This window comes from Mycobacterium sp. 852014-52450_SCH5900713 (assembly GCF_001667075.1).
Taxonomy (GTDB): domain Bacteria; phylum Actinomycetota; class Actinomycetes; order Mycobacteriales; family Mycobacteriaceae; genus Mycobacterium.
The window spans coordinates 213,614-237,188 of record NZ_LZIL01000078.1 but is presented as its reverse complement, the minus strand read 5'-3'; the positions used below and the strand labels follow the sequence as shown (position 1 = coordinate 237,188).

Genomic DNA, 23,575 nt, shown 5'->3' with positions numbered 1-23,575 from the left:
TCCCGGGCGGGCGACGGCCGCAACGCCGAAAACCGCCCTAAACTGACCATCTTAACTTGTAGACTTGCCGAAGTCCGGTTTTACTCGTAGGTGATGCCGCGTGGGCGTTGCCACAGGAATGAGCGCGCCGGGGTGCCGGTTGAGAGGACCACGGGCCACGTAGAGATGACGCGTGAAAAGCCGACGAGGAGCTGAGGATGTCCACCAACATCACCTGGCATGACCACCAGATCTCTCGCGAGGCGCGCGAGCGGCTCAACGGCCACAAGGGCTGCGTTATCTGGTTCACCGGGCTGAGCGCCAGCGGCAAGAGCACGGTCGCGAACATCGTCGAGCAGAAGCTGTACGGGCGCGGCGTGCGGAGCTACCTGCTGGACGGCGACAACGTCCGCCACGGGCTCAACGCCGGCCCGACTCTCCTCGAAGAGCGCCACGGAGTCGAGTTCGCGAAGCGGTTCGGTCTGGGGTTCTCCGCCGAGGACCGCGAGGAGAACATCCGGCGCCTCGGGGCGGTCGCGAAGTTGTTCTGCGATGCCGGGGTCATCACCTTGACGGCCTTCATCAGCCCGTACCGGCACGACCGCGACGCGGTTCGCGCCACCCTCGCCGAGGGTGATTTCCTGGAGATCTTCGTCGATACGCCGATCGAGATTTGCGAGCAGCGTGATCCGAAAGGCTTGTACAAGAAGGCGAGGGCGGGCGAGATCCGGGGTTTCACCGGAATCGACGATCCGTACGAAGCGCCGCTGAGCCCGGAGCTGCGGCTCGAGGGTGGCACGAAGGATGCGGACACGCTGGCCGAGGAAGTGGTCTCGCACCTCGAGAAGGAGGGCGTCATTCCCGCCCGCGCCGCTGCCGCCCGAGGCTTCGACACACACCGCGAAGCGAGGTCATGAGATGAACTATCACGGTCACAACGGGAAACCGATCGTGGAAAGAGTGTCCACGGACGGCGCCGCCGAACAGATCAAAGGCCTGCCGCGCGTGCCCATTTCCAAGGCGACCGCGCACGAAGTGATCAGCCTGTCCTACGGATTCTTCACCCCGCTGTCCGGGTTCATGGGCCGGCAAGAGGTCGATGGAACCCTGGACAAATTGCGGCTTCCGGACGGAACGCTGTGGAGCATCCCGATCGTGTTCGACCTGTCCTCCGACGACGTCGAGAAGCTGGGCGTCAACGAGGGCGGCAGCGTCGTGCTGGAGTACCTCGGCGCACCGATCGCGATCCTCGACGTCAGCGAGATCTACGAGTACGACCTGCAGCGCTTCGCCGAGAAGACTTACGGCACAACCGATCCCAGGCACCCCGGGGTGAAGAAGGCGCTCGCGTACGCGAACCGGTTCATCGCCGGCGACGTCACGCTCATCAACGAGCCGGTGTTCAACGAGCCCTTCAAGAGCTTCTGGCTCACGCCCAGGCAGCACCGCGATGCGCTCGCAGCGAAGGACTGGAAGCACGTCGTCGCCCACCAGACCCGCAACGTCCCCCACACCGGCCACGAGGCGCTGATGAAGCAGGCGTGGCTGGCCGCGAACGAAGACATGCCCGTCGACAACCTCAACACCGGCGTGCTTGTCAACGCCATCATCGGGCAGAAGCGGGTGGGGGACTACATCGACGAGGCCATCCTGCTGGCGCAGGACGAGCTGAGGAAGAGCGGGTACTTCCGCGAGGACGTCCACAAGGTGACCTTCACGCTCTGGGACATGCGGTACGCGGGGCCCCGCGAGGCGATCTTCCACGCGATCCTGCGGACCAATCTCGGCTGCACGCACCACATGTTTGGCCGCGACCACGCCGGCGTCGGCGACTTCTACCACCCGTACGACTCGCAGAACCTGCTGCAGCAACATCGGTCGGAGCTGGGCATCAAACCGGTGTTCCTGCGGGAGAACTGGTACTGCCCGGAATGCCGGGAGGTGACCAACTCCGCGCTGTGCGGTCACGACGCCCAGGCGCAAAGCTTCAGCGGCAGCCTGATCCGCAGCATCCTCACCGACGAGGTGAAGCCCACCCAGCAGGTCATGCGCCACGAGGTGTTCGAGGTGGTTTTGGACTCCGCCGCCAAATACGGCCGAGGTTCGCCGTTCGTCACCGAGGATTACCTGAAGGACAGGCTGCCGGTGTTCACGCTGAACCAGTTGGAGGAAGCCACCCCATGAGCGGTGCCGAGAAGCACATCAAGGTCAACGTGTGGATCAACGAGGAACGGCTCGAGGCGCTGGCGAACGCCGGAATGGCCGGCTCGGCCAAGGATGCCTTCGCCGGTATGAAGCTGCTGGAGATCTACACCACCGAAGCGCAGAAGGACATTGTGCTGCAACGCTTCCCGGGAGCCAAATACGACTCCGCCACCACCAAGTCCATCGAGTTGCTGCCCAAGAAGGTAAAGGACAGGCTGTTGGAATTGTCCATCGCGCTGCACTCCACCGGGCCCGACGTGGTGGACCGCTTCCTTGCCGAAGCGCAACCCTAGCCGAAACTAACGCCGTTCAGGCGTCCAGCCGGGTGAACTGCTGCCGGCGGTAGTGCTCGACGCAGGCGGCCCGCCGGATCTTGCCGCTCGTCGTGGTGGGGATCGACCCCGGTGACACCAAGACGAGGTCGGCGACATTGAGGCCGTGCGTGCTCGAAATCGCCGCGGTGACATCGTTTTTGACAGCGGCGAGCCGGTCTAGCGCCTCCTCGTCGGAATCGCCGCGCTTCTTCAATTCGATGATGGTCACCAGCTTTTCGGTCTCATCCACCGGGACGGAGATCGCCGCGACCCGGCCCCCGGTGATCCCCTGGACCGTCGACTCGATGTCCTCGGGATAGTGGTTGCGCCCGTAGACGATCAACAGATCCTTCATCCGGCCCACGATGAACAGCTCGCCCTCGGAGACGAAGCCGAGATCGCCGGTGCGCAGCCATGGCCCTTCGGGTGTGCCGGGCGACGGGTCGGCCAGAATGCCGCCAAAGGTGCGCTCGGTCTCCTCCGGCTTCTGCCAGTAGCCGCCGGCCACGTTCTCGCCGTGGACCCAGATCTCGCCGACCGTTCCCGTTGGGCATTCCCTGCGGGTGTCGGGGTCCACGATCCGGATGGTCGGCGATTTCGGCATGCCGTAGCTGAGCAGTGGCGAGCCGGCATCCGCCGCACACGGTTGCGCGGTGCCTTCGGACAGCTTCCCGGGTTCGAAGTGCACGACTGCTGGTGCGGCCCTCACATTGCGGGTGGCGACATAGACGGTCGCTTCCGCCAGACCGTAGGACGGGCGCATCATGTGATCGCGAAAGTTGTACGGGGCGAATCGATTGCAGAACCGGTCCAGGGTGGCGGGGTGGATGCGTTCGGCACCGCTGACGATGCCCAGCACGTTGCTGAGATCGAGTCCGGCCATGTCGGCGTCGGTTGTCTTGCGGAGGGCCAGCTCCAAGGCGAAGTTCGGTCCCGCCGAGAAGCAGGGGCTGGGTTTGGCCAGCGCTTGGATCCACCTCGCGGGACGCTGCAGGAAAGCGATTGGACTGGTGAGCTCGCAGCGGTAACCGCTCAGGATCGGTATGACAACGCCTTGCATCAAGCCCATGTCGTGGTAGAAGGGCAACCACGACACGATGGTGGTGTCGGATGGCGCCATGCCATTCGAGTCCGGGAACAAGTCGAGCATCAGCTGCTGGAAGTTCACCTGAAGGTTCTGGTGCGAGATCATCACCCCGGCCGGAAGCCGGGTCGAGCCCGACGTGTACTGCAGGTACGCCGTTTCGGGGGCGCCGCTGATCCGGAGGCTCGGCGCGCCGGCGTCGTCCAAATCCAGGGTGTCGACCTCGACGATGGCCGGGGCGGGGGCCGAGTCCGTTTGGTGCAGGTACTGGGTGACGGCTTCGGCGGCCGCGGACGTGGTGAGGACGACGGTGGGCGTGGTGTCGGCCAGGACGGCGCTCACCCGTTCATCGTGCGAGCCCGCCGCCGGCACCGACAGCGGCACCGCGATCAGCCCGGCCTGCATCGCCCCCAGGAACGCCACGACGTAGGCCAGGCCCTGCGGAGCGAGGATCACCGCCCGGTCGCCGACGGCGCCGTGCCGCTTGAGCTCGTGCGCGACGTTAAGGGTCCGCCGGTAGAGCTGCGCCCACGTCAACGTCTCGGTGACGCCGCCCCAATCCTGCTCGTAGTCGGTGTACCGGAAGGCGACGTCGTCGGGCTGCAGACCCGCGCGTTCACGCAGCAGGGACACCACGGACGCGCTCGACATGGACGTTAGGTTACCGCCTTGCGCTAGGGCCCACCCGGGAGTCGCAAACTCAGCGAAAACAGCAGCCGCACCTCGGGATCGGCCAACGACGTCGTCAATAACTTCTCGATACGCCGAATGCGGTAGCGAACCGTGTTGGGGTGAACGTGTAGCGACTGCGCGGCGGCGGCGACGTCGCCGAAGCTGTCCAGATACACCCGCAGGGTTTCGGCCAGCACCGGCTCGCGGGCACGCAGGTAGACGATCCGCGGATCGACCGATCGCTCCTCGCGTCCAACCAAAGCGAGGATCTCGTCGAGCAGGACGGTGGTGCGCGCCTCGGCCAACGACGTCACCTGCGGAATCGAAATGGGATGGCGCGCAGCGCTGTCCAGCACGCGGTCCACCTCGGCTCGGGCGGCGGCGATGCCGGCGAGACCGGCGACGGGGGCGGCGATGGCGGCCCGCAGCTGCACCCCGAGTTCGCTGCGCATCGCCGCGATCGTGCCGCGGACCCACGAGGTGACCGAACGGGTCTGCGTCTTGGGCAGCAGCACATAGATTCGCGATCCACGGGAGGCGAGCTGGGCGTCCCGCCGAAAAGCGCTGGCACTCAGCGCCATTACGTCGGCCAATCGCGCCGGGCGGGCCGCACCCGCGGTGTCCGAGGCGTCCCAGCCGATCAGGGCGGCGTCCCCGTCGGCGGCGAGGCCGAGTTCGCGGGCGACGGCGGCCACGTCGGGCTCCCCCTCGATCAGGCCCAGCAGCTGTTGCACCCGCCGCGCGTGCGTGGAGGGGCGGGCCGCAAGTCGCGCCATGATGCGCCCGGCCAGTACGGCCGCGCCCCGCAACATCTCCTCGGCGTCGGCCGCCAGCGGTCGTGTGCCCTGCTGCACCCAAATGGTGCCGGCGAACGCAGGCGGCCGCCGAGCATCGGCCTCCTGATAGATCCCGACCGCCAGCCGCGGGCGCAGGCCAAGTTCGGGACGCTCGGCGACGCGCACCACTCCGTCGCTCGCGCGCAGCGCGTCGAAAATGCCCCACTGGCCGATCCATTCGAGGTGCTCGGGCGGCCCGGCCCGGCCGAGGATGGAAAGGCGGCGCAGCTCGTCGGCTTCGTCGTTGGAGGCCGAATAGGCCAGCACGTGCGATTGGGCGTTTTCGATGCTGACCATGCCGTGGATGCGGTGGGCCAGCGACTGCGCCAAACCGAACAGATCGGTGCCCGAGTCCTCCGTCGCATCGGCGCGGTCCCCGTGATGCTCCAGCACGTGGTTGACCAACTGGTAGAGCCGCTCCCAGCGGGCCCGCGGCTCGACGGCGACCATCGCCGACCCGTTGCCGACCGCCGCGCTCACCAACGCGGTGGACGGTTGCTTGGCGAAGATCGCCACTGGAACGCGCTCGCGGGCCTGCTTGTCCATCCACCGCAGCGCCTCGTCGTCGGCCACGCCCAGCAGGAAGAACACGTCGGCCGAGCTCGCGGCCGCCGCCAGCCCAAGGCGCACGTCGTCACTGTCGATCAACGCCGCCGAGCCGACGGGAAGGTCCAGGCCCCGCGGCGCTTCCACCAGGCGGACCAGGGTCGCGTCCAGCGCGAGTAAGAGCTGGCCCAGCCCCACACCGGCCATTGTCCGATCGTACTACCAACTGGCCACTATCCTGTCCGATCAGCTAACTCCGCTGGCGCCCATGGCGAGGATCCTGGCAGCATGGACGCGATAACCCAGGTGCCGCTGCCGGCCAACGAGCCGGTCCACGACTATGCGCCGCACTCCCCGGAACGCGGCCGGCTGCGCGCCGAATTGGCCGCGCAGGCCGATCACCCCATCGACCTCCCGCACGTCATCGGCGGTACGCACCGGATGGGCGACGGGGAACGGATCGACGTAGTCCAGCCGCACCGGCATGTCGCCAAGCTGGGCACCCTGACGAACGCCGTCCACGCCGATGCAGCGGCGGCGATCGACGCGGCAATGGCCGCGAAAACGGCCTGGGCGGCGATGCCGTTCGACGAGCGCGCGGCCGTATTCTTGCGCGCCGCCGACCTGCTGGCCGGGCCGTGGCGGGAGAAGATCGCCGCCGCGACGATGCTGGGCCAATCCAAGTCCGTCTACCAGGCCGAGATCGACTCGCCCTGCGAGCAGATCGACTTCTGGCGGTTCAATGTGGCGTTCGCGCGCCAGATCCTGGCGCAGCAGCCGATCAGCGGACCGGGGGAGTGGAATCGCAGCGACTACCGCCCGTTGGACGGATTCGTCTATGCGATCACGCCGTTCAACTTCACCTCGATCGCCGGCAACCTGCCGACCGCACCCGCGCTGATGGGCAACGCCGTCGTGTGGAAGCCGTCGATCACCCAGACGCTGTCGGCCTATCTGACCATGCAGCTGCTCGAGGCCGCTGGGCTGCCGCCCGGTGTGATCAACCTGGTCACCGGCGACGGCTTCGCGGTTTCGGACGTGGCCCTGGCCGATCCGCGGCTGGCCGGCATCCACTTCACCGGGTCGACGGCCACCTTCCAGCACCTCTGGCAGCAGGTGGGCGCCAATATCGGCCGTTACCACAGCTATCCGCGCCTGGTAGGCGAGACCGGTGGCAAAGACTTCGTGGTGGCACACCCCTCGGCTCAGCCGGATGTGCTGCGCACCGCGCTCATTCGCGGGGCGTTCGACTACCAGGGGCAGAAATGCTCGGCGGCGTCGCGGGCGTTCATCCCGCATTCGATGTGGCGGCGCATCGGCGACGACTTCCTCGGCCAGACCGCCGCACTGCGCTACGGCGACGTCACCGACCTGACCAACTACGGCGGCGCGCTGATCGACCGGCGCGCGTTCACCAAAAACGTCGACGCCCTCGAGCGAGCGAAGAGCGCGGCCCACGTCACCATCGCCGTCGGCGGCGAATACGACGACAGCGTCGGCTATTTCGTCCGCCCCACGGTGTTGCTCTCCGATGACCCGACCGACGAAGCGTTCGCCACCGAGTATTTCGGTCCGCTGCTGTCGGTGCACGTGTATCCCGACGACGACTACGAGCGGATCTTGGACGTGATCGACACCGGGTCGCGGTACGCGTTGACCGGCGCGGTCATCGCCGACGACCGCGACGCCGTGCTCACCGCCCAGGAGCGCCTGCGGTTCGCCGCGGGGAATTTCTACGTCAACGACAAGCCGACCGGCGCGGTCGTCGGACGTCAGCCGTTCGGGGGATCGCGCGGCTCGGGCACCAACGACAAGGCCGGGTCGGTGCTGAACTTGTTGCGCTGGACGTCGGCCCGCACCATCAAGGAGACGTTCGTCCCGGCGACCCACCACACCTACCCGCACATGGCGGCCGACTGATGGGCGGCGTGTTCGCCAGCACCATTCGGCCCGCGATCATGGCCGCGAGCCGGCGACCGGGGTTGCGCCGAGCCGCCGAAGGGATGCCGGTCACCCGTCGTGTGGTGCACCGCTTCGTGCCCGGCGAGACGATCGACAGCGCGCTGGACAGCGTTGCGGCCCTCCGCTCTTCGGGTCGCTATGTCAGCGTCGACTACCTGGGCGAAGACGTCACCGGCGCCGACGACGCCGGTGCGGCGGTGCGCGTTTACCTGGACCTGATCGAGCACCTGGCCCGCTTCGGCGACAACGCCGCGGTCCGCCCCCTCGAGGTGTCGCTGAAGTTGTCGGCCCTCGGGCAGTCGCTGGATCGCGACGGTGAGCAGATCGCCCGGAAAAACGCCTTCTTGATTTGCCAAGCGGCGCAGCGGGCGGGCGTGTGGGTAACGGTGGACGCCGAAGACCACACGACGACGGACTCGACGCTGGCGATCGTGCGCGACCTGCGGTGCGATTTCCCTTGGCTGGGCGTGGCTTTGCAGGCCTACCTGCGGCGCACGCTCGACGACTGCGAGGAACTCGCGGCGGCCGGGGCGCGGATCCGGCTGTGCAAGGGCGCCTACGACGAACCGGCCGCGGTGGCCTACCGCGACCCCGCCGGGGTGACCGATGCCTACCTGCGCTGCCTGCGGGTGTTGATGGCCGGCCCGGGCTACCCGATGGTGGCCTCACACGACCCGGCCATCATCGAGGCGGTGCCCGCGCTGGCCCGCGACGTGGGCCGGGGTGCAACCGATTTCGAGTATCAGATGCTGTACGGCATCCGCGAGGTCGAACAGCGGCGGCTGGCCGCGTCCGGCAATCAGGTGCGTGTCTACGTGCCGTTCGGCACCCAGTGGTACGGGTACTTCATGCGTCGGTTGGCCGAGCGGCCCGCCAACCTGACGTTCTTCCTGCGGGCGCTGGCGCAGCGCGGTCACTGAGTGTGCGCCCAGGGTGACGACACGCCGGCGATCACTGCCGTAGCCGCACAGTCAAAGCCCGCAGTGCACACGCGATGCGCCGGTCAATCACCGCGCGCAGGCGTAGCCTTTCGGCCATGAGCCTGGTCATCGAGGAGATGCCCGATCTCGGTATCACCCGGGTCTCGCGCTGGGTCTTCAACTGTTACGTCCTGCACGGCGGCGACGGCGCGGTGGTCGTCGATGCCGGACTGCCGCGGGTCGCCAGCGATCTGGCGGCCGTTCTGGGTCGTACCGGCGGCACCGTGCATGCCGTGGTGGCGACTCACGGACACAGCGACCATGTCGCCGGCGCGGCGGAACTGACGTCCCGCTATCCCGCACCAATCTGGTTGCCCGCCCGCACACTTACCTATCTGGGCGGAGCGAAACCGCGCACGCCGACCCCGGCCCGCGCCGCGCGTATCTGGCCCACCCTGATCGACCAGCCGCTCGATCGCATCGGTGTGGCGGGGCTACTCGGCGGCGCCCGGGTGGCCGGATACGGCACGCCGGCCGGTATGCGCTGGACGGGGCCATCCCCTAGCGGCGGTCTTGCCGACGGCCAGCCGCTGCCCGGTGCGCCGGATTGGACCGTGATCAACGCGGGCGGACACACCGACGACAGCATCGCGCTGTGGAATTCGACGACCCGAACGCTGCTGTCCGGCGACGCCGTGCTGACCGTTCGCGGCAAGGTTTGGCACACACCGGAGATCGTCGACCCGGCGAGCGCCGCCGCCACCCGCAGGCGTCTCGAAGAACTACCGGTCGCACACCTGCTGCCCGGCCATGGCCGACCGGTTCACGTCGCCGAAACCGTGTGGCCCGAACAGCGCCGTTGATGTTTCAAGAGCGATCGACTGTGCGCTCACGGCTTCGAGTGTGAACGCCGGGCGGCGACACGCCGGCAACCCCCACCCTGGACGCACACTCAACGCCGCCGCGGGCGGTCGCCCGCGAAACCGCGCACCACGTGCGCGCGCACAAACTCGGCCGCCACTTCGGGATCGTCCATGTCCCGGATCGAGGACGGCGTGCTGAACAGCGAGAAGAGGATGCGCGCAAACCATTCCGCGGCGGCCTCGATGTCGAGATCCTTGCGCACCTCGCCGGTCAGGCGGGCGGCCAACAGGTAGGGCGCGAAGAAATCGACGCATTCGCGCAGCAGCACGGCGGCGTCCTTGGTCAGCAACAGGCTGACGGCATCCTCGTCGAAGTACTTCTCGGAGGCGATGGACCGCCGGGCCTGGGTCACGAAAACAGCCGCCTGGCTTAACTTTTCTTCGAGCGAGCCGCCCCGATCCATGGCTCTGGACATCTCGCGATAGAACCACTCGGAAGCGTGTTCTGCGCACGCCTCGATGATGGCGCGCTTGTCGCTGAAGTACTCGTAGATGGTGCTGCGGGACACGCCGGCCGTCCGGGCGATGTCGACAATCGTCGCCTTCTGCAGCCCCTGCTTGCGAAAGCAGGCGTATGCGGATTCCACGATGAGCTCGCGCGTATCGGCCGCCTGTGTCAATGCGGAAGCTTCAGTCGTCATGGAAGATGTGCCTGTCGGACCCGCAGATGCCGGCCATCCGCAACTTGAGCGCCGCCGTCCCGGGTGCCGGGGTGGACAACGGAAATTCGGCCAGCTCGATGGGCCCGCCGTGGGCGGTCAGCAGCGCGAGCTTCGGCATGATGGTTCCCCTCAGTTGGCGGGCGCCAGGATCAGCCCACTGGTGGGTACCCCGGTGCCCGAGGTGACCAAGACGTGTTCGACGTTGTCGACCTGGTTGTAGGACGTGCCGCGCACCTGGCGCACCCCCTCGGTGATGCCGTTCATGCCGTGGATGTAGGCCTCGCCGAGCAGGCCGCCGTTGGTGTTGATCGGGAAATCCCCACCCAGCGACAGCCGCTCGACGGTGGCGAAGTCCTTCGCTTCGCCGCGCCCACAGAACCCGAGCTCCTCGAGCTGGGTGAACACGAACGGCGTGAAATGGTCGTAGATGAAGGCGGTTTGGATGTCTTGGGGCTTGAGCTCCGAGTCACGCCACAGCCTGTTCGCGACCACGCCCATCTCGGGCAGGCCGGTGATGTCGTCGCGGTAGTAGCTGGTCATCATCTCGCCGTTGGCGGCCGCGCCCTGGGCGGCCGCGGTGATGATCGCCGGCGGCTGCCGCAGGTCGCGTGCGCGCTCGGCGCTGGTGACGACGAGCGCGACCCCGCCGTCGCTTTCCTGACAGCAATCCAGCAGGCGCAGCACCGGTTCGATGATCCAGCGCGAATTCTGGTGGTCTTCCAGCGTGATCGGGCGCTGGTAGAACCAGGCATCGGGATTGCGCGCCGCGTGCGCGCGGTCGACCACCGCGATGCGGCCGAAGTCCTCGTTGGTGACCCCGTACGTCGACATGTAACGCTGTGCGTGCATGGCGACCCACGCTGCGGGAGTCAGCAATCCGAACGGCGCGTAGTGCGCCATGAACAACGGTGTTTCCGCCATGCTGCGTCCGCTGCCGCCGAACCGGAAACCGGACCGCTCGTTGAAGGCGCGCCAGCACACCACGACGTCGGCGACGCCCGTGGCGACGGCCATCGCGGCGTGCACCACGGTGCCGGCGGCGGCACCCCCGCCGTGGTGGACGCGGGAGAAGAAGCTCAGGTCGCCGATCCCCACGTTGCGCGCGATGTCGATCTCGTCGCTGGAGTCCATGGTGAACGTGACCATGCCGTCGACGTCACCGGGCGCCAGGCCGGCGTCGTCGAGGGCGGCACTGACCGCCTCGCACGCCAATTGCAGTTCGCTGCGGCCGGATTCCTTGGAGAACTCGGTCTGGCCGATCCCGACGATGGCGGCCGCACCGGGCAGCGAGCCGCTCACGCTTGACTCGTTTCGGGCGCCCCGTCGAGCAGGCTGAGGATCGCGGTGCCCGAGACGTGATCGCCCAAGCTGTTGGAGCCCTTGAGCGTCACCTCGACGAAGTTCTCACCCCCGGCGCCCTCGGTCTTTCCGGTGACGCTGCCGGTGAAGCGCAGCGGGTCGTCCGGAAAGCACGGCACGCCAAGGCGAATCGACAGCTTCTTGACCATCGCTTCGGGCCCGGCCCAGTCGGTGAGGAACCGCACGCAGTAGCCGTTGGTGGTCAGGATGTTCATGAACAGGTTGGGCGACCCCTGCTTGTTGGCGTAGTCGCGGTCGTGGTGCACGGGCATGAAGTCGCGGGTGGCGATCGCCCCGGCGACGATCATCGTCGTGGTGATCGGGACGTCAAGCGGGGTGACCTCGTCGCCGACGGAGATGTCCGCCCAGCGCAGGGTGCTGGTGCGGCTCGCGGTGGTCGTCATGGTAGTCCTTCCGAATAGGTCGCGCCGCGGTGGGCCAGCTTGCAGGTTGTTTCCTGCTCTTCGGTGAACGTGAAGTCCATGGCCCCCGCCTACGTGGCCGGCCGAAACTGGTGCAGTACCAGGTCGTTATCGAAACTCTGGTAGTAGACCTCGACCGGCATCCCCGTCCTCACGTCCGGCGGGTCGACACCGGTCAGGTTCGATACCAGCCGCACACCCTCCTCGAGTTCCACCAGCACGACGACATAGGGGTATTCGAAGAACGGGAACTTCGGTTCGTGCGGCATCACGTGGCTGTAGACGGTGCCGCGGCCCGACGACTCGACGGCGTCCCAGTCCAGGGAACGGCAATGGGGGCACATCGGGCGGGGTGGGTGGCGCAGCTGTCCGCATCCGCCGCAGCGTTGGATCAGAAGCTTGTTGTCCCGCAACCCGTTCCAGAAGAACTCGGTGTCCTTGGTGATGGCGGGCGCCAGTCTGGTGGCCATCAGCCCTCCGGCCGGAATCGCAGCACACGGAACCGCTGGCGCCCCAGAACTTCTCCGTTCTGGTCGGTGTAGGTCGTCAGCCAGGTCAGAAAGAAGCCGGTGCCCAGCGCCGTCTTCTTTTCGTCGGAGACCGATTCGTACACTGTCGTCGCGCTGATGACGTCGCCCAGGCGTGGGTAGCGCTCGATCTCGAACTCCGAGTTGGTGGCCACCGTGCTGGTGTAGCCGGCCTCGTCGAGGAAAGCCGTTGGGTTGCCCTTGATTTCGATGGGAGCGCCCCCGCGCTCGCCGATGCCTTCCAGGATCGGCGACGGCATGGTCCAGGTCTGCAGCATCACCGGCGGTGACACGATGCCGCCGAACCGTGATTTCCCGGCGAACCCGGGGTCGAGGTAGACGGGGTTCATGTCGGCCATCGCGTACGCCCAGTGCCGGATCATCGGCTGGTTGACCGGATCCGGCGCCACCGACGGTTTTCCGGTGCCGCCGGTCGGCTGGCCGACGAGGGCCCGCACCTTGGCGCTGACGGTTTCTGAGTCGGTCACTGGCTGCTGTCCTCCTAGGTTGTGGTGGCGCGAAGGTCACGCGGGGCGCTCGGCATGCCCAATCCGGCCATGGAGATGATGTCACGCTGAATTGCGTAGGCGCCGCCGCTCCAGCACACCGGCGCGGTCGCGCGCAGCTCGCGGTACGCCGGGTGCGGATCGCCGTCCTCGAAGTCGGGGGAGTGCAACCAAGAAGCGGGCAAAGTGGTCCGCACGGCGGCCTCCCTGGCCAGAAGATCAGACATATTAGCACGATGTGTCTTGCGGCCTTGTGTCTACCGCGCGCCGCCTGCTGGTGTCAATACCGACGCGGCACTGGGGAAATGGTGTGTAACTCGCGTGGTTAGTGATTGACGACGCCCGGCCATGGGTGTACACCAAGTGGTTAGATGACCGACGTTCGGGTGAGGAACCGCATGACCGAGCTGCAAACTCCGGGATCTCTTGTCGACACCTATCAGCTCTACATCGACGGCAGATGGGTCGAGCCGGAGGACGGTCGCTACGACGACATCAACCCGGCCACCGAAGAATCCATCGGCACCGCACCCGACGCCAGTGTCGCCCAGGTCGGCGCGGCGATCGCCGCCGCGCGGGCGGCCTTCGACAGCGGGCCGTGGGGCCGGATGAGCCCCGACGAGAGGGCCGGCTGCCTCAACCAGCTGGGTGCGGCCTTGCTCAAGCACGCCGACGAGATCTTCGCGCTGTCCCAGGTCGAGTGGGGCTGCGTCGGGGTCGAGCGCATGATGCAAATCGACGGCGCCGGCTACATGTCCATGCATGCGGCCCAGCTCGCGACGAAGTTGGTCGACGAGCCGGTCACCGGGATCGGTGCCGGGACGACGTTGCTGCGCCGCGAGCCGCTCGGAGTCGTGTCGATCCTGACGCCGTGGAACTTCCCGCACTGTCTCAACGTGATGAAGGTGAACAACGCCCTGGCCGCGGGCAACACCGTCGTGCTCAAGCCCTCGCCGCTGACGCCGCTCGCGGGCCTTGCGCTGGCGCGCATCATCGACGAAGAGACCGACATTCCGCCGGGCGTGGTCAATGTGGTCACGCCCTCGGGGCTCGAAGCCGCCAAATCGCTCACGACGGATCCTCGCATCGACATGATCAGCTTCACCGGGAGCTCCGCCGTCGGTTGCGAGGTCATGCGGGCCGCGGGCGACGCCATGAAGCGGCTGTTGCTGGAGTGCGGCGGGAAATCGGCGAGCATCATCCTCGACGACACGCAGCTGACCGACGAGATGCTGCGTCAGATGCTCTTCGATTGCTGCTCGTTGCACGCCGGGCAGGCCTGCATCCTGCACAGCCGGCTGCTGCTTCCCGATTCGTTGCACGACGACGTCGTGGACCGGCTCGTCGAGCTCGCCCGCGACGTCAAGGTCGGCGACCCCAGGGACCCGACGGTGGAGATGGGGCCGCTCATCAGCGCGGCGCAACGCGAGCGTGTGCAGGCGCACGTCGACGGCGCGGTCAACGAGGGAGCGAAGCTGGCGACCGGCGGCGGCCGCCCGGCCGACCTGGATACCGGCTTCTACTTCGAACCGACGATTCTCACTGGTGTGCAACCGAATTCGACGATCGCACAGGAGGAAGTGTTCGGGCCCGTGCTGTCGGTGCTGCGCTACCGCGACGACGACGACGCCGTCGCGATCGCGAACAACTCGTGCTACGGGCTTTCCGGCGCCGTGTGGGGCACCGACGTGGACCGGGCCGTCGCGGTGGCCCGGCGCATGCGCACCGGTCAGGTCGCGGTCAACGGCGTCGGGCCGGGCGATGCGCCGTTCGGCGGCTACAAGCTGAGCGGGTTCGGCCGGGAGAGTGGCGGAATCAGCGGACTGCACCAGTACATGGAGGTGAAGGCCATCGGGATCCCGGCATGACGGATCCCCTTGCCGGGCTCCATGTCGTCGAACTCGCCAACGAGATCTCAGGTCCTTACGCCGCAAAGCTTTTCGTCGACCTCGGTGCCGAGGTCACCAAAATAGAGCCGCCCGCCGGGGATTCGTTGCGCCGCTGGGGTCCGTTCCCCGGGGGAGTCTGCGACCCACAGCGCTCCGGACTGTTCGAGTACCTCAACGCCGGAAAGTGCGGCGTCACCCTCGATCTGGCCGAGCCGGGCGATCTGGCGGCGATCCGGGAGCTCATCACGCAGGCGCACGTGCTCATCGAGGACTTCGGTCCGGGAATATTGGAACGCCGGGGGCTGGGCCCGGACGCCTTGAGCCGGCTGAACCCAAACCTGGTGCTGCTGCGCATCTCTGGATTCGGTCAGTGCGGGCCCTGGCGTCAGCGGCAAGCCACACCCCTGACCGCGCAGGCGGCGTCGGGATGGATCAGCGCCCGGGATCCGGACCGCCCACCTGTGCAGGTCGGCGCCCGCATCTCCGAGTACGTCGCAGGTGTTTACGGCGCGCTGGGCGCGCTGACCGCGTTGCGGTTGCCGGCCGCCGGCGGGGTCAGAGAGGTGGACGTCTCCCAGCTCGAAGCGCTGCTGTCGACGCTGCCCTATCCGATGCTGATGGCACAGCGCATGAAAAGCCTCGGCTTGCCCGCGAACCTGCGGTCGGCACCCATGCTGGGTGTCGTCCGGGGCGCCGACGGCTGGGTGGGCATCAACTGCCTGACCGGCCAGCACTGGCTGGATGTGTGTGCCATGCTCGGCCTGCCCGAGTACGGCGAGCATCAGCTCTCGATCATGATGGGCGGCCCGGAGCGCGACGAATTCTTCCGCAAGGCGGAGCCGTTGCTCGCCCAGCAGACTGTCGCAGAGATCGTGGAACTCGCTCAGGCCCTGCGCATCCCGGCCGCCCCGGTCAACGACGGGGCCACCGTGTCGACCTGCCCGCAGTACGCCGAGCGCGGTTTCTTCGTGCAATCCGGTGGGCCCGGGTGGTCGTTCCAGCGACCCGGGCCGCCGTTCCGCTTCGCGAAAACCCCGGTGCCCCAACCCCGTCCGGCGCCGAACCTGGGCACGGGCCCCGAACCGTGGGCCACCAAGGCCCGCTCGCTCAACACGACCGAAGGGCCGCTGCCCTTTTCCGGCGTGCGCGTCCTCGACCTGACCACGTTCTGGGCCGGCGCCTACCTGACGTGCTACCTGGGCGCGTTCGGCGCCGACATCGTCAAGGTCGAGTCGATCCAGCGGCCTGACGGGCACCGCTACTCCGGCGCTTTCGCCTACGAGGGCGACGACTGGTACGAACGCAGCCCAATCTGGCAGGGTACCAACCTCAACAAGCGCGACCTCACCCTCGACCTGACCTCCGAGCGGGGCCTCGACATCGCCCGGCGGCTCGCCGCGGAGGCCGACGTGGTCGTGGAGAACTTCTCGCCCCGGGTGGTCGAGCAGTTCGGCCTGGACTACGACGCGCTGGTGGCACTGAACCCCGACGTGATCGTTGTGCGGATGCCGGGATACGGCCTGCGAGGCCCGTGGCGCGACTACGTCGGGTGGGCGCTGAACTTCGAGCAGACCTCGGGGATGTCGGCCGTGACCGGCTACCCCGACGGTCCGCCGTGCAACCCGCAGGGCCCCGCCGATCCCATCGTCGGCGTGCACGCGGGGGTGGCACTGCTTGCCGCCCTCGAGCACCGACGCCGAACGGGGGAGGGCCAGCTGATCGAGATCGCTCAGATCGAGGTCGCGGCCTGCGTGACCGCGGAACCGGTGATCGAGTATTCGATGACCGGCGTCGTGTCCCCGCGCCGGGGCGACCGGCAGCGCGGCTACCTGCAAGGCGTTTACCCGACCGCGGAGGACGGCGTATGGGTCGCGCTGTCGCTGCCCAACGACGGGCGGCTCGGCCACGAAGTGTTCGACGAGATGGTCGCCGCGTGGACGCGCACACAGACCGCATCAGCGGTCGTGGAAGCCCTTCAGACACAAGGTATCCCGGCCGAGCGGGTGATCACCGGCGACCGGATGTACGACGGCGTCCTTATTGGCGCCCAGCTCGACGCGCGCGGCTACTACGAGGAACTCCTGCACCCGATCACCGGACCGCACCGCTATCCCGGCTGGCCGTTTCGCATCACCCCCGGACCGGCCCGCCACCACAATGCCGCCCCGCCGACGCTGGGCCAGCACAACGGCGAAGTACTGGCCGGTCTGGGCCTGTCGGTGGCCGAGGTCGCGAGCCTGCGGGCCGGGCGGGTCATCGGGGAGCGGCCGCTGGGCGCCTGAGCAGGATGTCACGCAGCAGTGGGGGCGGCCCAACGGGCCTGAGGACGTCGGTCCTACTTTGCCGAAATTGGTAGAATTGGGTGACTTTCCCCAGTATGCGTCCAAAGAGCCCAGGAGTTTCAAATGCATGAGCATCGCCACGTCGAATGGGATCCTGACACGAGACGCATCCTGACCAACCGGCTCCTATTGCGCCCATGGCAGCTCGACGACGACATCGCCGCCTTTGGGATATACAGCGCGCCGGAGGTTTCGCGTTGGCTGTGTCCGGCGCTGCCAGTGATCACCGACGACGCTACGATGCGCCAACTCTTGGGCACATGGATCGCCGAAAGCGACGCGACCGGCCTCCCCCTCGGCCGATGGGCGATTACCGATAGACACTCTGGCGACTTGATCGGTGGAGTGGCGCTACTCCCCCTGCCGCCCGGCCGCACCGATCTCGAGATCGGCTGGCAGGTGGCACCCACGCGGTGGGGTCACGGTTACGGTGCGGAAGCCGGTCATGCAGTGGCCCATCAAGCATTCACAAACGTCGGTGTCAGTGAGGTATTCGCCGTCGTGCGGCCAGGCAATCGTCGCGGGGTGGCCACGGCGCGGCGAGTGGGAATGGAATGGGTCGGTGAGACCGACAAGTACTACAACCTGACCCTTGAGGTCTACCGTCTGAGCAAAGCTGATCTGGACCTGCCAGAGCCGGCCTGCGCGCCGGCGCCAGGATCGCAACAGTCCTGAACACCACAGCTGTGTTGCCCCCACGCGCCCGCCCGAACCGTAGTGGGGCGTGGACCCCAGGTCGGCAATCAACCCGTAATCTGATGGCATGCTCCCCGGCTGGCGACCAGCTGCCAGCGACGAGTCGCGGACGAGCGACGCGTGACCGCATCCTCAGCTGTGCCGCGGAATTGCTGGTGACGGAGGGGTTTCCGCGGTAAGTCAGGATCGGTTACGCGAAGCCGCCTCGGTCAGTGGATCACAGCTGCTTAGCGACTCAGTACACGATAGAAGGTGACCTGGGGCTTGCCGCCCTCGGCGAACTCGGCCAAGGCTTCTACGCTGAGCGCAAAATGATTGGTTTGAACGTGAAGGTCGACGGCGTGCTGATTCCGGAACCGCTGGTAAAGCGTGAAATGCCCCGGACGATCACGGTCTTCGTGGAGGCGGAAGGTGCTGACGTCGGCCTCGGCCAGCGACTGAGGGATCAACTCGACAAGCGCACGCCGCAGGTCGTCTCCTTTGCCCGGCAACGCCGTGGCATCGGTGATCAGCACCACTTCTTCATCTGGGCTGTACATGGTTGACACTCCTTCACCGTCGCCGAAGGCCGCGGGCAATCGCGATAATCCGTAAGTCCCTTGCAGGCCTTGCTATTTCATGTACACGTCGGCACATGCTTATTGTCCTGGACAGCGGACGAGCGTTCTGACTGAGCTGCAATGGCAGTCTGATGGCTGGGTCGCCTGCAGTAGACGTTGAAGCCCGTTGGCTGGGTGCGCGATATTTGCGACCGCTTTGTTCTCGTCCGCTTGTTCTGGGTACTCTAACCCACTTTCCTGGCTGGGTATACCGCCAAATATCGGGTTTGAGCAGTTGGCCATGGCGGCACACCAGAACTCACCCGGGTGAAACAAGGCCGGGGTGATGACAGCTCACCCCGCCGGGCAGGAGATTGATATCAGTTCGAGGTTGGTACGCATGGCACCGGATGTAATCGCCAGGGCGACAACTGTTCTTGCTAGACAAAGGTCCAGCAGGATCCACCGAGAGTGAGCAGCAGAAAGGTCCCACCATGCACTTTGATTCCAAGAAGGTCATCGTCGTCGGAGGCAGTGCCGGTATGGGCCGGCAAGCGGCCGTTGATATCGTGCGCCACGGCGGCAGCGCGGTGATCATCGGCCGGTCGAAAGATCGGGTCGATGACACCGTGACGGAGTTGACCGGCGAAGGTGGCCAAGCCTGGGGGATCACTGCGGAGTTGACCGATCGTGCCGCGGTCGCCGATGTGCAGCGCGCGCTTCCCGAGGATCACGGCGACGCGACGCTGCTCGTAAACGCGGCCGGATTCTTCGTCCCCAAACCGTTTCTAGAGTACGACGCTCTGACATATGACTCGTACATGGAGCTCAACTATGCCCTGTTCTTTCTGACGCAGACCGTCGTTGAGGGCATGATCGCCCGCGGTGAGGGCGGTTCCATCGTCAACATCGGCAGCATGTGGGCACATCAGGCGATCGGCCTGACCCCGTCGTCGGTGTACTCGATGCAGAAGGCCGGCCTGCATGCACTCACCCATAACCTCGCCATCGAGCTCGCCGAGCACAAGATCCGCGTCAACGCGGTGGCGCCGGCCGTCGTCAAAACGCCGCTCTACGAAGGCTTCATCCCGAAGGACGAGATCGACGCCACCTTGGCCACGTTCGCGCCGCTTCACCCATTGGGACGGGTCGGCACCCCGGCCGACGTGGCCAACGCCGTGACGTTCCTGCTCTCTGATGAGGCCAGTTGGGTCACCGGCGCGATTCTCAACGTCGATGGCGGCATCATGGCCGGCCGCAACTGAGCAACGACGCGGGACGATTCGAAATACCAAGCGCAGCACTTATAACGGTTGTGCGGATGAAGGAGATCAGGTGTCACACCAATACAGCAAGAACCCTGCCGCGGTCGACGCGCTAAGCCCCGAGGAATACCGCGTCACCCAGGAGAGCGGCACGGAGCCGCCGTTCACTGGAAAGTACTGCGACAACCATGAACCCGGCATCTACGTTGACATTGTTTCTGGCGAACCGCTTTTCGCCTCTGTCAACAAGTTCGACAGCGGAAGCGGCTGGCCCAGCTTCACCCGGCCCATCGACGCGGACTTCGTTGTTGAGAGGCGTGACCGCAGCCATTTCATGGATCGGGTCGAGGTGCGATCAGCCCACGCCGACAGCCATCTGGGCCACGTATTCCCGGACGGCCCCAGGGAGGCCGGCGGGTTGCGCTACTGCGTCAACTCGGCGTCGCTGCGATTCATTCACCGCGATGACCTGGAAGCCCAGGGTTACGGGCAATATCTGCCCTTGTTCGATGTGTCGGACCAACACCAGAGCGTCGGTGAGCAGAAGTCATGACTGACCACAACAAGATCGCCGTCCTCGCCGGCGGATGCTTCTGGGGCATGGAGGACCTGTTCCGCGAGCTGCCCGGTGTGGTGTCCACGCGGGTCGGCTATACCGGTGGCAGCAACACACATCCCACCTACCGCAATCACCCCGGCCACGCCGAGGCGCTCGAAATCACATACGACCCGGACGAGACCGACTATCGGACACTGCTGGAATTCTTTTTCCAGATCCACGACCCGACCACAAAGAACCGGCAAGGCAACGATGTCGGAACCAGTTATCGGTCAGCGATTTTCTATCTGGACGACGAGCAAAGGCAAATTGCCGCACAGACCATCGCCGACGTCGAAGGGTCGGACCGCTGGCCCGGCGCAGTCGTCACCGAGGTCAACCCGGCCGGCGAGTTTTGGGTAGCCGAAGCCGAGCACCAGAACTACCTGCAACGCTACCCGTCCGGCTACACCTGCCACTACATCCGTCCCGAGTGGGTGCTATCCAACCGCGGCGACGGTGCGGCCGACCCGCGAGCAGCCACGGCCGAACAGACCGGGTCGGCTCAATAACGACATGGGCTCGATAACAGAAGACAAGGACCTGGCAATTCCAGCTGATTGGCGGGTGCTGTTGAGCGCATACGCGCCATTGGTGCTCTATGGCACGGTTTGTGCTGAGGCGTGGGTTTCAGCGCTACCCGGCGACCGGGTAGCGGTGGTGACGGGATGACCCAGAACCCGAATTTGGCTGCCCTATCAGCGGCGGGGGTATCGGTCTGGCTGGATGACTTGTCGCGCAACCTGTTGCAGTCCGGCAAGCTGCGGGAGCTCATCGACACTAGAAGCGTTGTCGGCGTGACAACTAACCCGTCCACCTTTGAGCGCGCACTGACAAACGGCCGCGCCTACGATGGACAGATCGCCGAGCTGACGGGCCGCGGAACCGCTATCGATACTGCGGTCCGCACGGCGATCACCGACGACGTGCGGATGGCCTGCGATGTGCTGCACCCGCAGTGGAAGGCCTCGGACGGCATCGACGGAAGAGTCTCCATCGAGGTTGACCCCTCGCTGGCGCACAACACCGATGCGACAGTCATGCAGGCCGTCGAGCTGGCGAAGGTCGTCGACCGGCCCAACGTTTTCATCAAAATTCCGGCGACCGCAGCCGGACTGCCCGCGATCACCGCGGCGTTGGCCAAAGGTGTCTCGGTCAACGTCACGCTGATCTTTTCTGTCCAGCGACATCGATCGGTGATGGACGCCTATCTGGCCGGTATCGAAGCCGCCCGGCAGGCCGAGTTGGACATATCGCAAATCCACTCTGTGGCATCTCTTTTCGTGTCCCGGATCGACACCGAAGTCGACAAGCGACTGGAGGCGATCGGCACCGATGAGGCGCTCAGACTGCGTGGGCAGGCCGGCGTCGCCAACGCGCGATTGGCCTACGCGGGCTACCAGCAGGTCTTCGAGGCCGATCCGCGCTATGCCGCGCTGCGCGCCGCCGGCGCCCGCGTGCAACGGCCGTTATGGGCCTCCACCGGTGTCAAGAACGCCGCTTACCCCGACACCATGTACGTCACGGAACTGGTGGCGCCGAACACGGTCAGCACCATTCCTGAGGAGACCCTGGAGGCGGTGGCCGATCACGGCATCATCGCCGGTGAAACCGTGGCGGGCAAGGCGTTGCATGCGCAGGAAGTGTTCGACCGGCTGACCTCGGTCGGTATCGATCTGCCGGATGTATTCGATGTGCTCGAACACGACGGGGTATCCAAGTTCGCAGCGTCCTGGTCGCGGACACTGCAACGGTGAAGACTGCGCGGTTACCGCCTTCAATCCCGTGCCGATCGCGCTCGGCCTTCATCAATTGTTTGGGGTCCAATCCCAGCGCGGTCGCTGTCTTGATCCGAGCGGCCGCGAGATTTTCCGTTGCAGCTAGGCCTCTTCCAACGCCTCGCCAAGTGACTGTAGGACCTTGTTGTGCTGCGCGTTGACAAGCGTGTGGCCCACCAACAAGGCGGCGACCACGGGCCATTCCATGAGCCCGAACACGGCCATCGCACCTACGCCGGCATAGAACGCCAGATGTTCCGGTGCCGGTAGCATCAGGCCGACATTCCAACGCGACGACGGGGAAATTATACCCGCGCGCCGGGCTCTCGCTTTGTTCATAACGTCTCCTGATCTCCCAGGCATAATTTTCGACACTCGTGCGCGGAGCTTTTCGACGCGGGCCGGGGCGGTTGTCAGCCCCCGAGATGGCGCCGTGTAGCGGGATACGCAACGTCGGCGTTCCTCTCACCTTCGGCTGGGTTCGCCGCCGTTGACCATTGCAAGCTGTTGGATTGATCTGGTCGAGGTCTTGTCGATCGTCCTGCGCTCGCGGTCGACCGACGAGTCGAATAGTAGTTCGCGCAATTGCTTTCGCCCGCGGTTGAGCCTCGAACTGACGGTGCCCTGCCGGGTGTCCGTCATGGCGGCGATCTCCTTGTAGGAGTATCCCGCGATGTCGGCAAAATACACGACGGTGCGAAACGGCTCGGGCAAGAGCATCATTGCCGCCTTGAGGTAAGGATCTGGCAGCAGTTCGAGCGCCTGGTCTTCGGCCGACCGTAGGACCTCATGCGTGCGTGGCGTACCGGCCATCAGCTGCCGATCGGTGATCTCACCAGTTGGATGTTGTGTGGGACGGCGCTTTTGCTTCCGATAGCTGTTGATATGGGTGTTGGTCATGATCCGGCGCAGCCATGCTCTGAGGTTCGTTCCCGGTTCGAATGCCTGGAGACCGACATAAGCGTTGAGCAATGTTTCCTGCACCAGATCCTCCGCATCCAATCGATTCGAGGTCATCCGAAGAGCCTGCCGGAACAGAGGCTGAAGGAGAGGGATGACGGCGCTTTCAAATGCGACGCTCAACGGAACATCCGGAGTCATTGCGCATTCCGCGCTCACGCGGCCCACGCTACGGTCCTGCCATCGCGAAAAGTATCGGCACGCGTGGAGCTCGGGCACCGCTTGCCCGAGTCGGGTAGCGAACGTGCGAGAGGGAAGTCCTACCCTGATCGACGCACCAGCGTCTCGAGGAACCGGTGACGTCGCGTGTGGCGCGCATTTCGGCAACTGGTGTCGTCTTGGTTGCGCCGGCGTTCAAGCGCGTTGCTTTCAGGGCCGATCCCCGCCCGATGCGGGCATGGCCGTAGGTAGGGTATCTCGTCGTCTCCACAGCACCTCCTGTTACCGATCTGGTGCCAGCATCCAGCGCCGCGGGGTGAGTGGTCATCATCCGCTGAGGTAATTCATCCGGGTGAGCGCCCGCGCCACCTACGACATCAAGTTGGCGGTCATTGCCGTGGCCGCACATCGGGGACGCCATCCACACCTCCA

25 protein-coding genes are annotated in these 23,575 nt (G+C 66.1%); 13 read left to right on the top strand and 12 right to left on the bottom strand.

Annotated features, from left to right (window positions below):
* Positions 1-197: 197 nt before the first annotated feature.
* Genes cysC through A5773_RS24150 form a run of 3 tightly spaced genes read left to right on the top strand, consistent with a single transcriptional unit; the run spans position 198 to position 2,477 of the window.
* Positions 198-896: an adenylyl-sulfate kinase gene (gene cysC, locus A5773_RS24160; RefSeq protein WP_066951468.1), complete on the top strand. Its 699-nt coding sequence runs from the start codon at positions 198-200 to the stop codon at positions 894-896.
* 1 nt (position 897) lies between these two features.
* The gene (gene sat, locus A5773_RS24155; protein WP_066951464.1) at positions 898-2,163 is read left to right on the top strand and encodes a sulfate adenylyltransferase; all 1,266 of its coding nucleotides are present in this window, start codon (positions 898-900) and stop codon (positions 2,161-2,163) included.
* Positions 2,160-2,477, top strand: coding sequence for a hypothetical protein (locus A5773_RS24150; protein WP_067792995.1), 318 nt, complete (start codon positions 2,160-2,162; stop codon positions 2,475-2,477). Before sat ends, A5773_RS24150 begins: the two co-directional genes overlap by 4 nt.
* Before the next feature lie 16 nt (positions 2,478-2,493).
* On the opposite strand, the gene fadD21 is transcribed toward A5773_RS24150, so the two are convergent.
* Positions 2,494-4,233 (bottom strand): fatty-acid--AMP ligase FAAL21/FadD21, encoded by a 1,740-nt coding sequence (fadD21, locus tag A5773_RS24145; protein WP_066951456.1) that lies wholly within the window; start codon positions 4,231-4,233, stop codon positions 2,494-2,496.
* Positions 4,234-4,256: 23 nt separating this feature from the next.
* The gene (locus A5773_RS24140; protein ID WP_067792993.1) at positions 4,257-5,843 is read right to left on the bottom strand and encodes a CdaR family transcriptional regulator; all 1,587 of its coding nucleotides are present in this window, start codon (positions 5,841-5,843) and stop codon (positions 4,257-4,259) included.
* Between the two features lie 81 nt (positions 5,844-5,924).
* Here A5773_RS24140 and pruA point away from each other — a divergent pair, with 81 nt between their 5' ends.
* The 3 genes from pruA to A5773_RS24125 all read left to right on the top strand — a co-directional run bounded on the left by pruA (position 5,925) and on the right by A5773_RS24125 (position 9,381).
* Entirely contained in the window at positions 5,925-7,556 is a 1,632-nt protein-coding gene (gene pruA, locus A5773_RS24135; RefSeq protein WP_067792989.1) for an L-glutamate gamma-semialdehyde dehydrogenase, read from the top strand.
* The gene (locus A5773_RS24130) at positions 7,556-8,518 is read left to right on the top strand and encodes a proline dehydrogenase family protein (RefSeq protein WP_066951444.1); all 963 of its coding nucleotides are present in this window, start codon (positions 7,556-7,558) and stop codon (positions 8,516-8,518) included. The genes pruA and A5773_RS24130 overlap by 1 nt, the downstream gene beginning before the upstream one ends.
* 116 nt (positions 8,519-8,634) lie before the next feature.
* Entirely contained in the window at positions 8,635-9,381 is a 747-nt protein-coding gene (locus A5773_RS24125) for an MBL fold metallo-hydrolase (protein WP_066951439.1), read from the top strand.
* An 89-nt stretch (positions 9,382-9,470) separates the two neighbouring features.
* Here the strand turns inward: A5773_RS24125 and A5773_RS24120 are convergent, their stop codons facing one another.
* From A5773_RS24120 to A5773_RS25810, 7 genes are all read right to left on the bottom strand, one after another.
* Complete coding sequence (locus A5773_RS24120) at positions 9,471-10,082, bottom strand: TetR/AcrR family transcriptional regulator (RefSeq protein WP_066944992.1); 612 nt, start codon at positions 10,080-10,082, stop codon at positions 9,471-9,473.
* Positions 10,072-10,221, bottom strand: coding sequence for a hypothetical protein (locus tag A5773_RS26175; protein ID WP_231989130.1), 150 nt, complete (start codon positions 10,219-10,221; stop codon positions 10,072-10,074). The genes A5773_RS24120 and A5773_RS26175 overlap by 11 nt, the downstream gene beginning before the upstream one ends.
* An 11-nt stretch (positions 10,222-10,232) precedes the next feature.
* Positions 10,233-11,402 (bottom strand): lipid-transfer protein, encoded by a 1,170-nt coding sequence (locus A5773_RS24115; protein ID WP_066944989.1) that lies wholly within the window; start codon positions 11,400-11,402, stop codon positions 10,233-10,235.
* Complete coding sequence (locus A5773_RS24110) at positions 11,399-11,866, bottom strand: MaoC family dehydratase (RefSeq protein ID WP_066944985.1); 468 nt, start codon at positions 11,864-11,866, stop codon at positions 11,399-11,401. The genes A5773_RS24115 and A5773_RS24110 overlap by 4 nt, the downstream gene beginning before the upstream one ends.
* Before the next feature lie 89 nt (positions 11,867-11,955).
* Positions 11,956-12,354 (bottom strand): Zn-ribbon domain-containing OB-fold protein, encoded by a 399-nt coding sequence (locus A5773_RS24105; RefSeq protein ID WP_066944980.1) that lies wholly within the window; start codon positions 12,352-12,354, stop codon positions 11,956-11,958.
* Complete coding sequence (locus A5773_RS24100; protein ID WP_066944975.1) at positions 12,354-12,899, bottom strand: MaoC family dehydratase N-terminal domain-containing protein; 546 nt, start codon at positions 12,897-12,899, stop codon at positions 12,354-12,356. Before A5773_RS24100 ends, A5773_RS24105 begins: the two co-directional genes overlap by 1 nt.
* A gap of 14 nt (positions 12,900-12,913) precedes the next feature.
* Entirely contained in the window at positions 12,914-13,144 is a 231-nt protein-coding gene (locus A5773_RS25810; protein WP_197505349.1) for a hypothetical protein, read from the bottom strand.
* Positions 13,145-13,315: 171 nt separating this feature from the next.
* Here A5773_RS25810 and A5773_RS24095 point away from each other — a divergent pair, with 171 nt between their 5' ends.
* The 3 genes from A5773_RS24095 (at position 13,316) to A5773_RS24085 (ending at position 17,823) form a co-directional block, all read left to right on the top strand.
* A complete protein-coding gene (locus A5773_RS24095) occupies positions 13,316-14,785 on the top strand; it encodes an aldehyde dehydrogenase family protein (RefSeq protein ID WP_066945008.1) in 1,470 nt (489 codons plus the stop codon).
* A complete protein-coding gene (locus tag A5773_RS24090; protein WP_067792985.1) occupies positions 14,782-17,088 on the top strand; it encodes a CaiB/BaiF CoA-transferase family protein in 2,307 nt (768 codons plus the stop codon). The genes A5773_RS24095 and A5773_RS24090 overlap by 4 nt, the downstream gene beginning before the upstream one ends.
* A gap of 123 nt (positions 17,089-17,211) precedes the next feature.
* A complete protein-coding gene (locus tag A5773_RS24085) occupies positions 17,212-17,823 on the top strand; it encodes a GNAT family N-acetyltransferase (protein WP_066944967.1) in 612 nt (203 codons plus the stop codon).
* Positions 17,824-18,071: 248 nt separating this feature from the next.
* Here the strand turns inward: A5773_RS24085 and A5773_RS24080 are convergent, their stop codons facing one another.
* A complete protein-coding gene (locus A5773_RS24080) occupies positions 18,072-18,383 on the bottom strand; it encodes a putative quinol monooxygenase (RefSeq protein ID WP_066944963.1) in 312 nt (103 codons plus the stop codon).
* Positions 18,384-18,877: 494 nt separating this feature from the next.
* On the opposite strand from A5773_RS24080, the gene A5773_RS24075 reads away from it, so the two are divergent.
* The 4 genes from A5773_RS24075 (at position 18,878) to tal (ending at position 22,003) form a co-directional block, all read left to right on the top strand.
* Entirely contained in the window at positions 18,878-19,648 is a 771-nt protein-coding gene (locus A5773_RS24075; RefSeq protein ID WP_067792982.1) for an SDR family NAD(P)-dependent oxidoreductase, read from the top strand.
* A 70-nt stretch (positions 19,649-19,718) separates the two neighbouring features.
* Positions 19,719-20,201 carry a peptide-methionine (R)-S-oxide reductase MsrB gene (gene msrB, locus A5773_RS24070; RefSeq protein ID WP_066944956.1) on the top strand — a complete coding sequence of 161 codons (483 nt, stop codon included), beginning with the start codon at positions 19,719-19,721 and terminating at the stop codon, positions 20,199-20,201.
* Positions 20,198-20,758 carry a peptide-methionine (S)-S-oxide reductase MsrA gene (gene msrA, locus A5773_RS24065; RefSeq protein WP_066944952.1) on the top strand — a complete coding sequence of 187 codons (561 nt, stop codon included), beginning with the start codon at positions 20,198-20,200 and terminating at the stop codon, positions 20,756-20,758. The genes msrB and msrA overlap by 4 nt, the downstream gene beginning before the upstream one ends.
* A gap of 156 nt (positions 20,759-20,914) precedes the next feature.
* Entirely contained in the window at positions 20,915-22,003 is a 1,089-nt protein-coding gene (gene tal, locus A5773_RS24060; RefSeq protein WP_066944949.1) for a transaldolase, read from the top strand.
* A gap of 123 nt (positions 22,004-22,126) precedes the next feature.
* On the opposite strand, the gene A5773_RS26170 is transcribed toward tal, so the two are convergent.
* Positions 22,127-22,363 (bottom strand): hypothetical protein, encoded by a 237-nt coding sequence (locus A5773_RS26170; RefSeq protein ID WP_156659087.1) that lies wholly within the window; start codon positions 22,361-22,363, stop codon positions 22,127-22,129.
* Positions 22,364-22,489: 126 nt separating this feature from the next.
* Positions 22,490-23,125 (bottom strand): sigma-70 family RNA polymerase sigma factor, encoded by a 636-nt coding sequence (locus A5773_RS24055; protein WP_082948379.1) that lies wholly within the window; start codon positions 23,123-23,125, stop codon positions 22,490-22,492.
* Between the last annotated feature and the right edge of the window lie 450 nt (positions 23,126-23,575).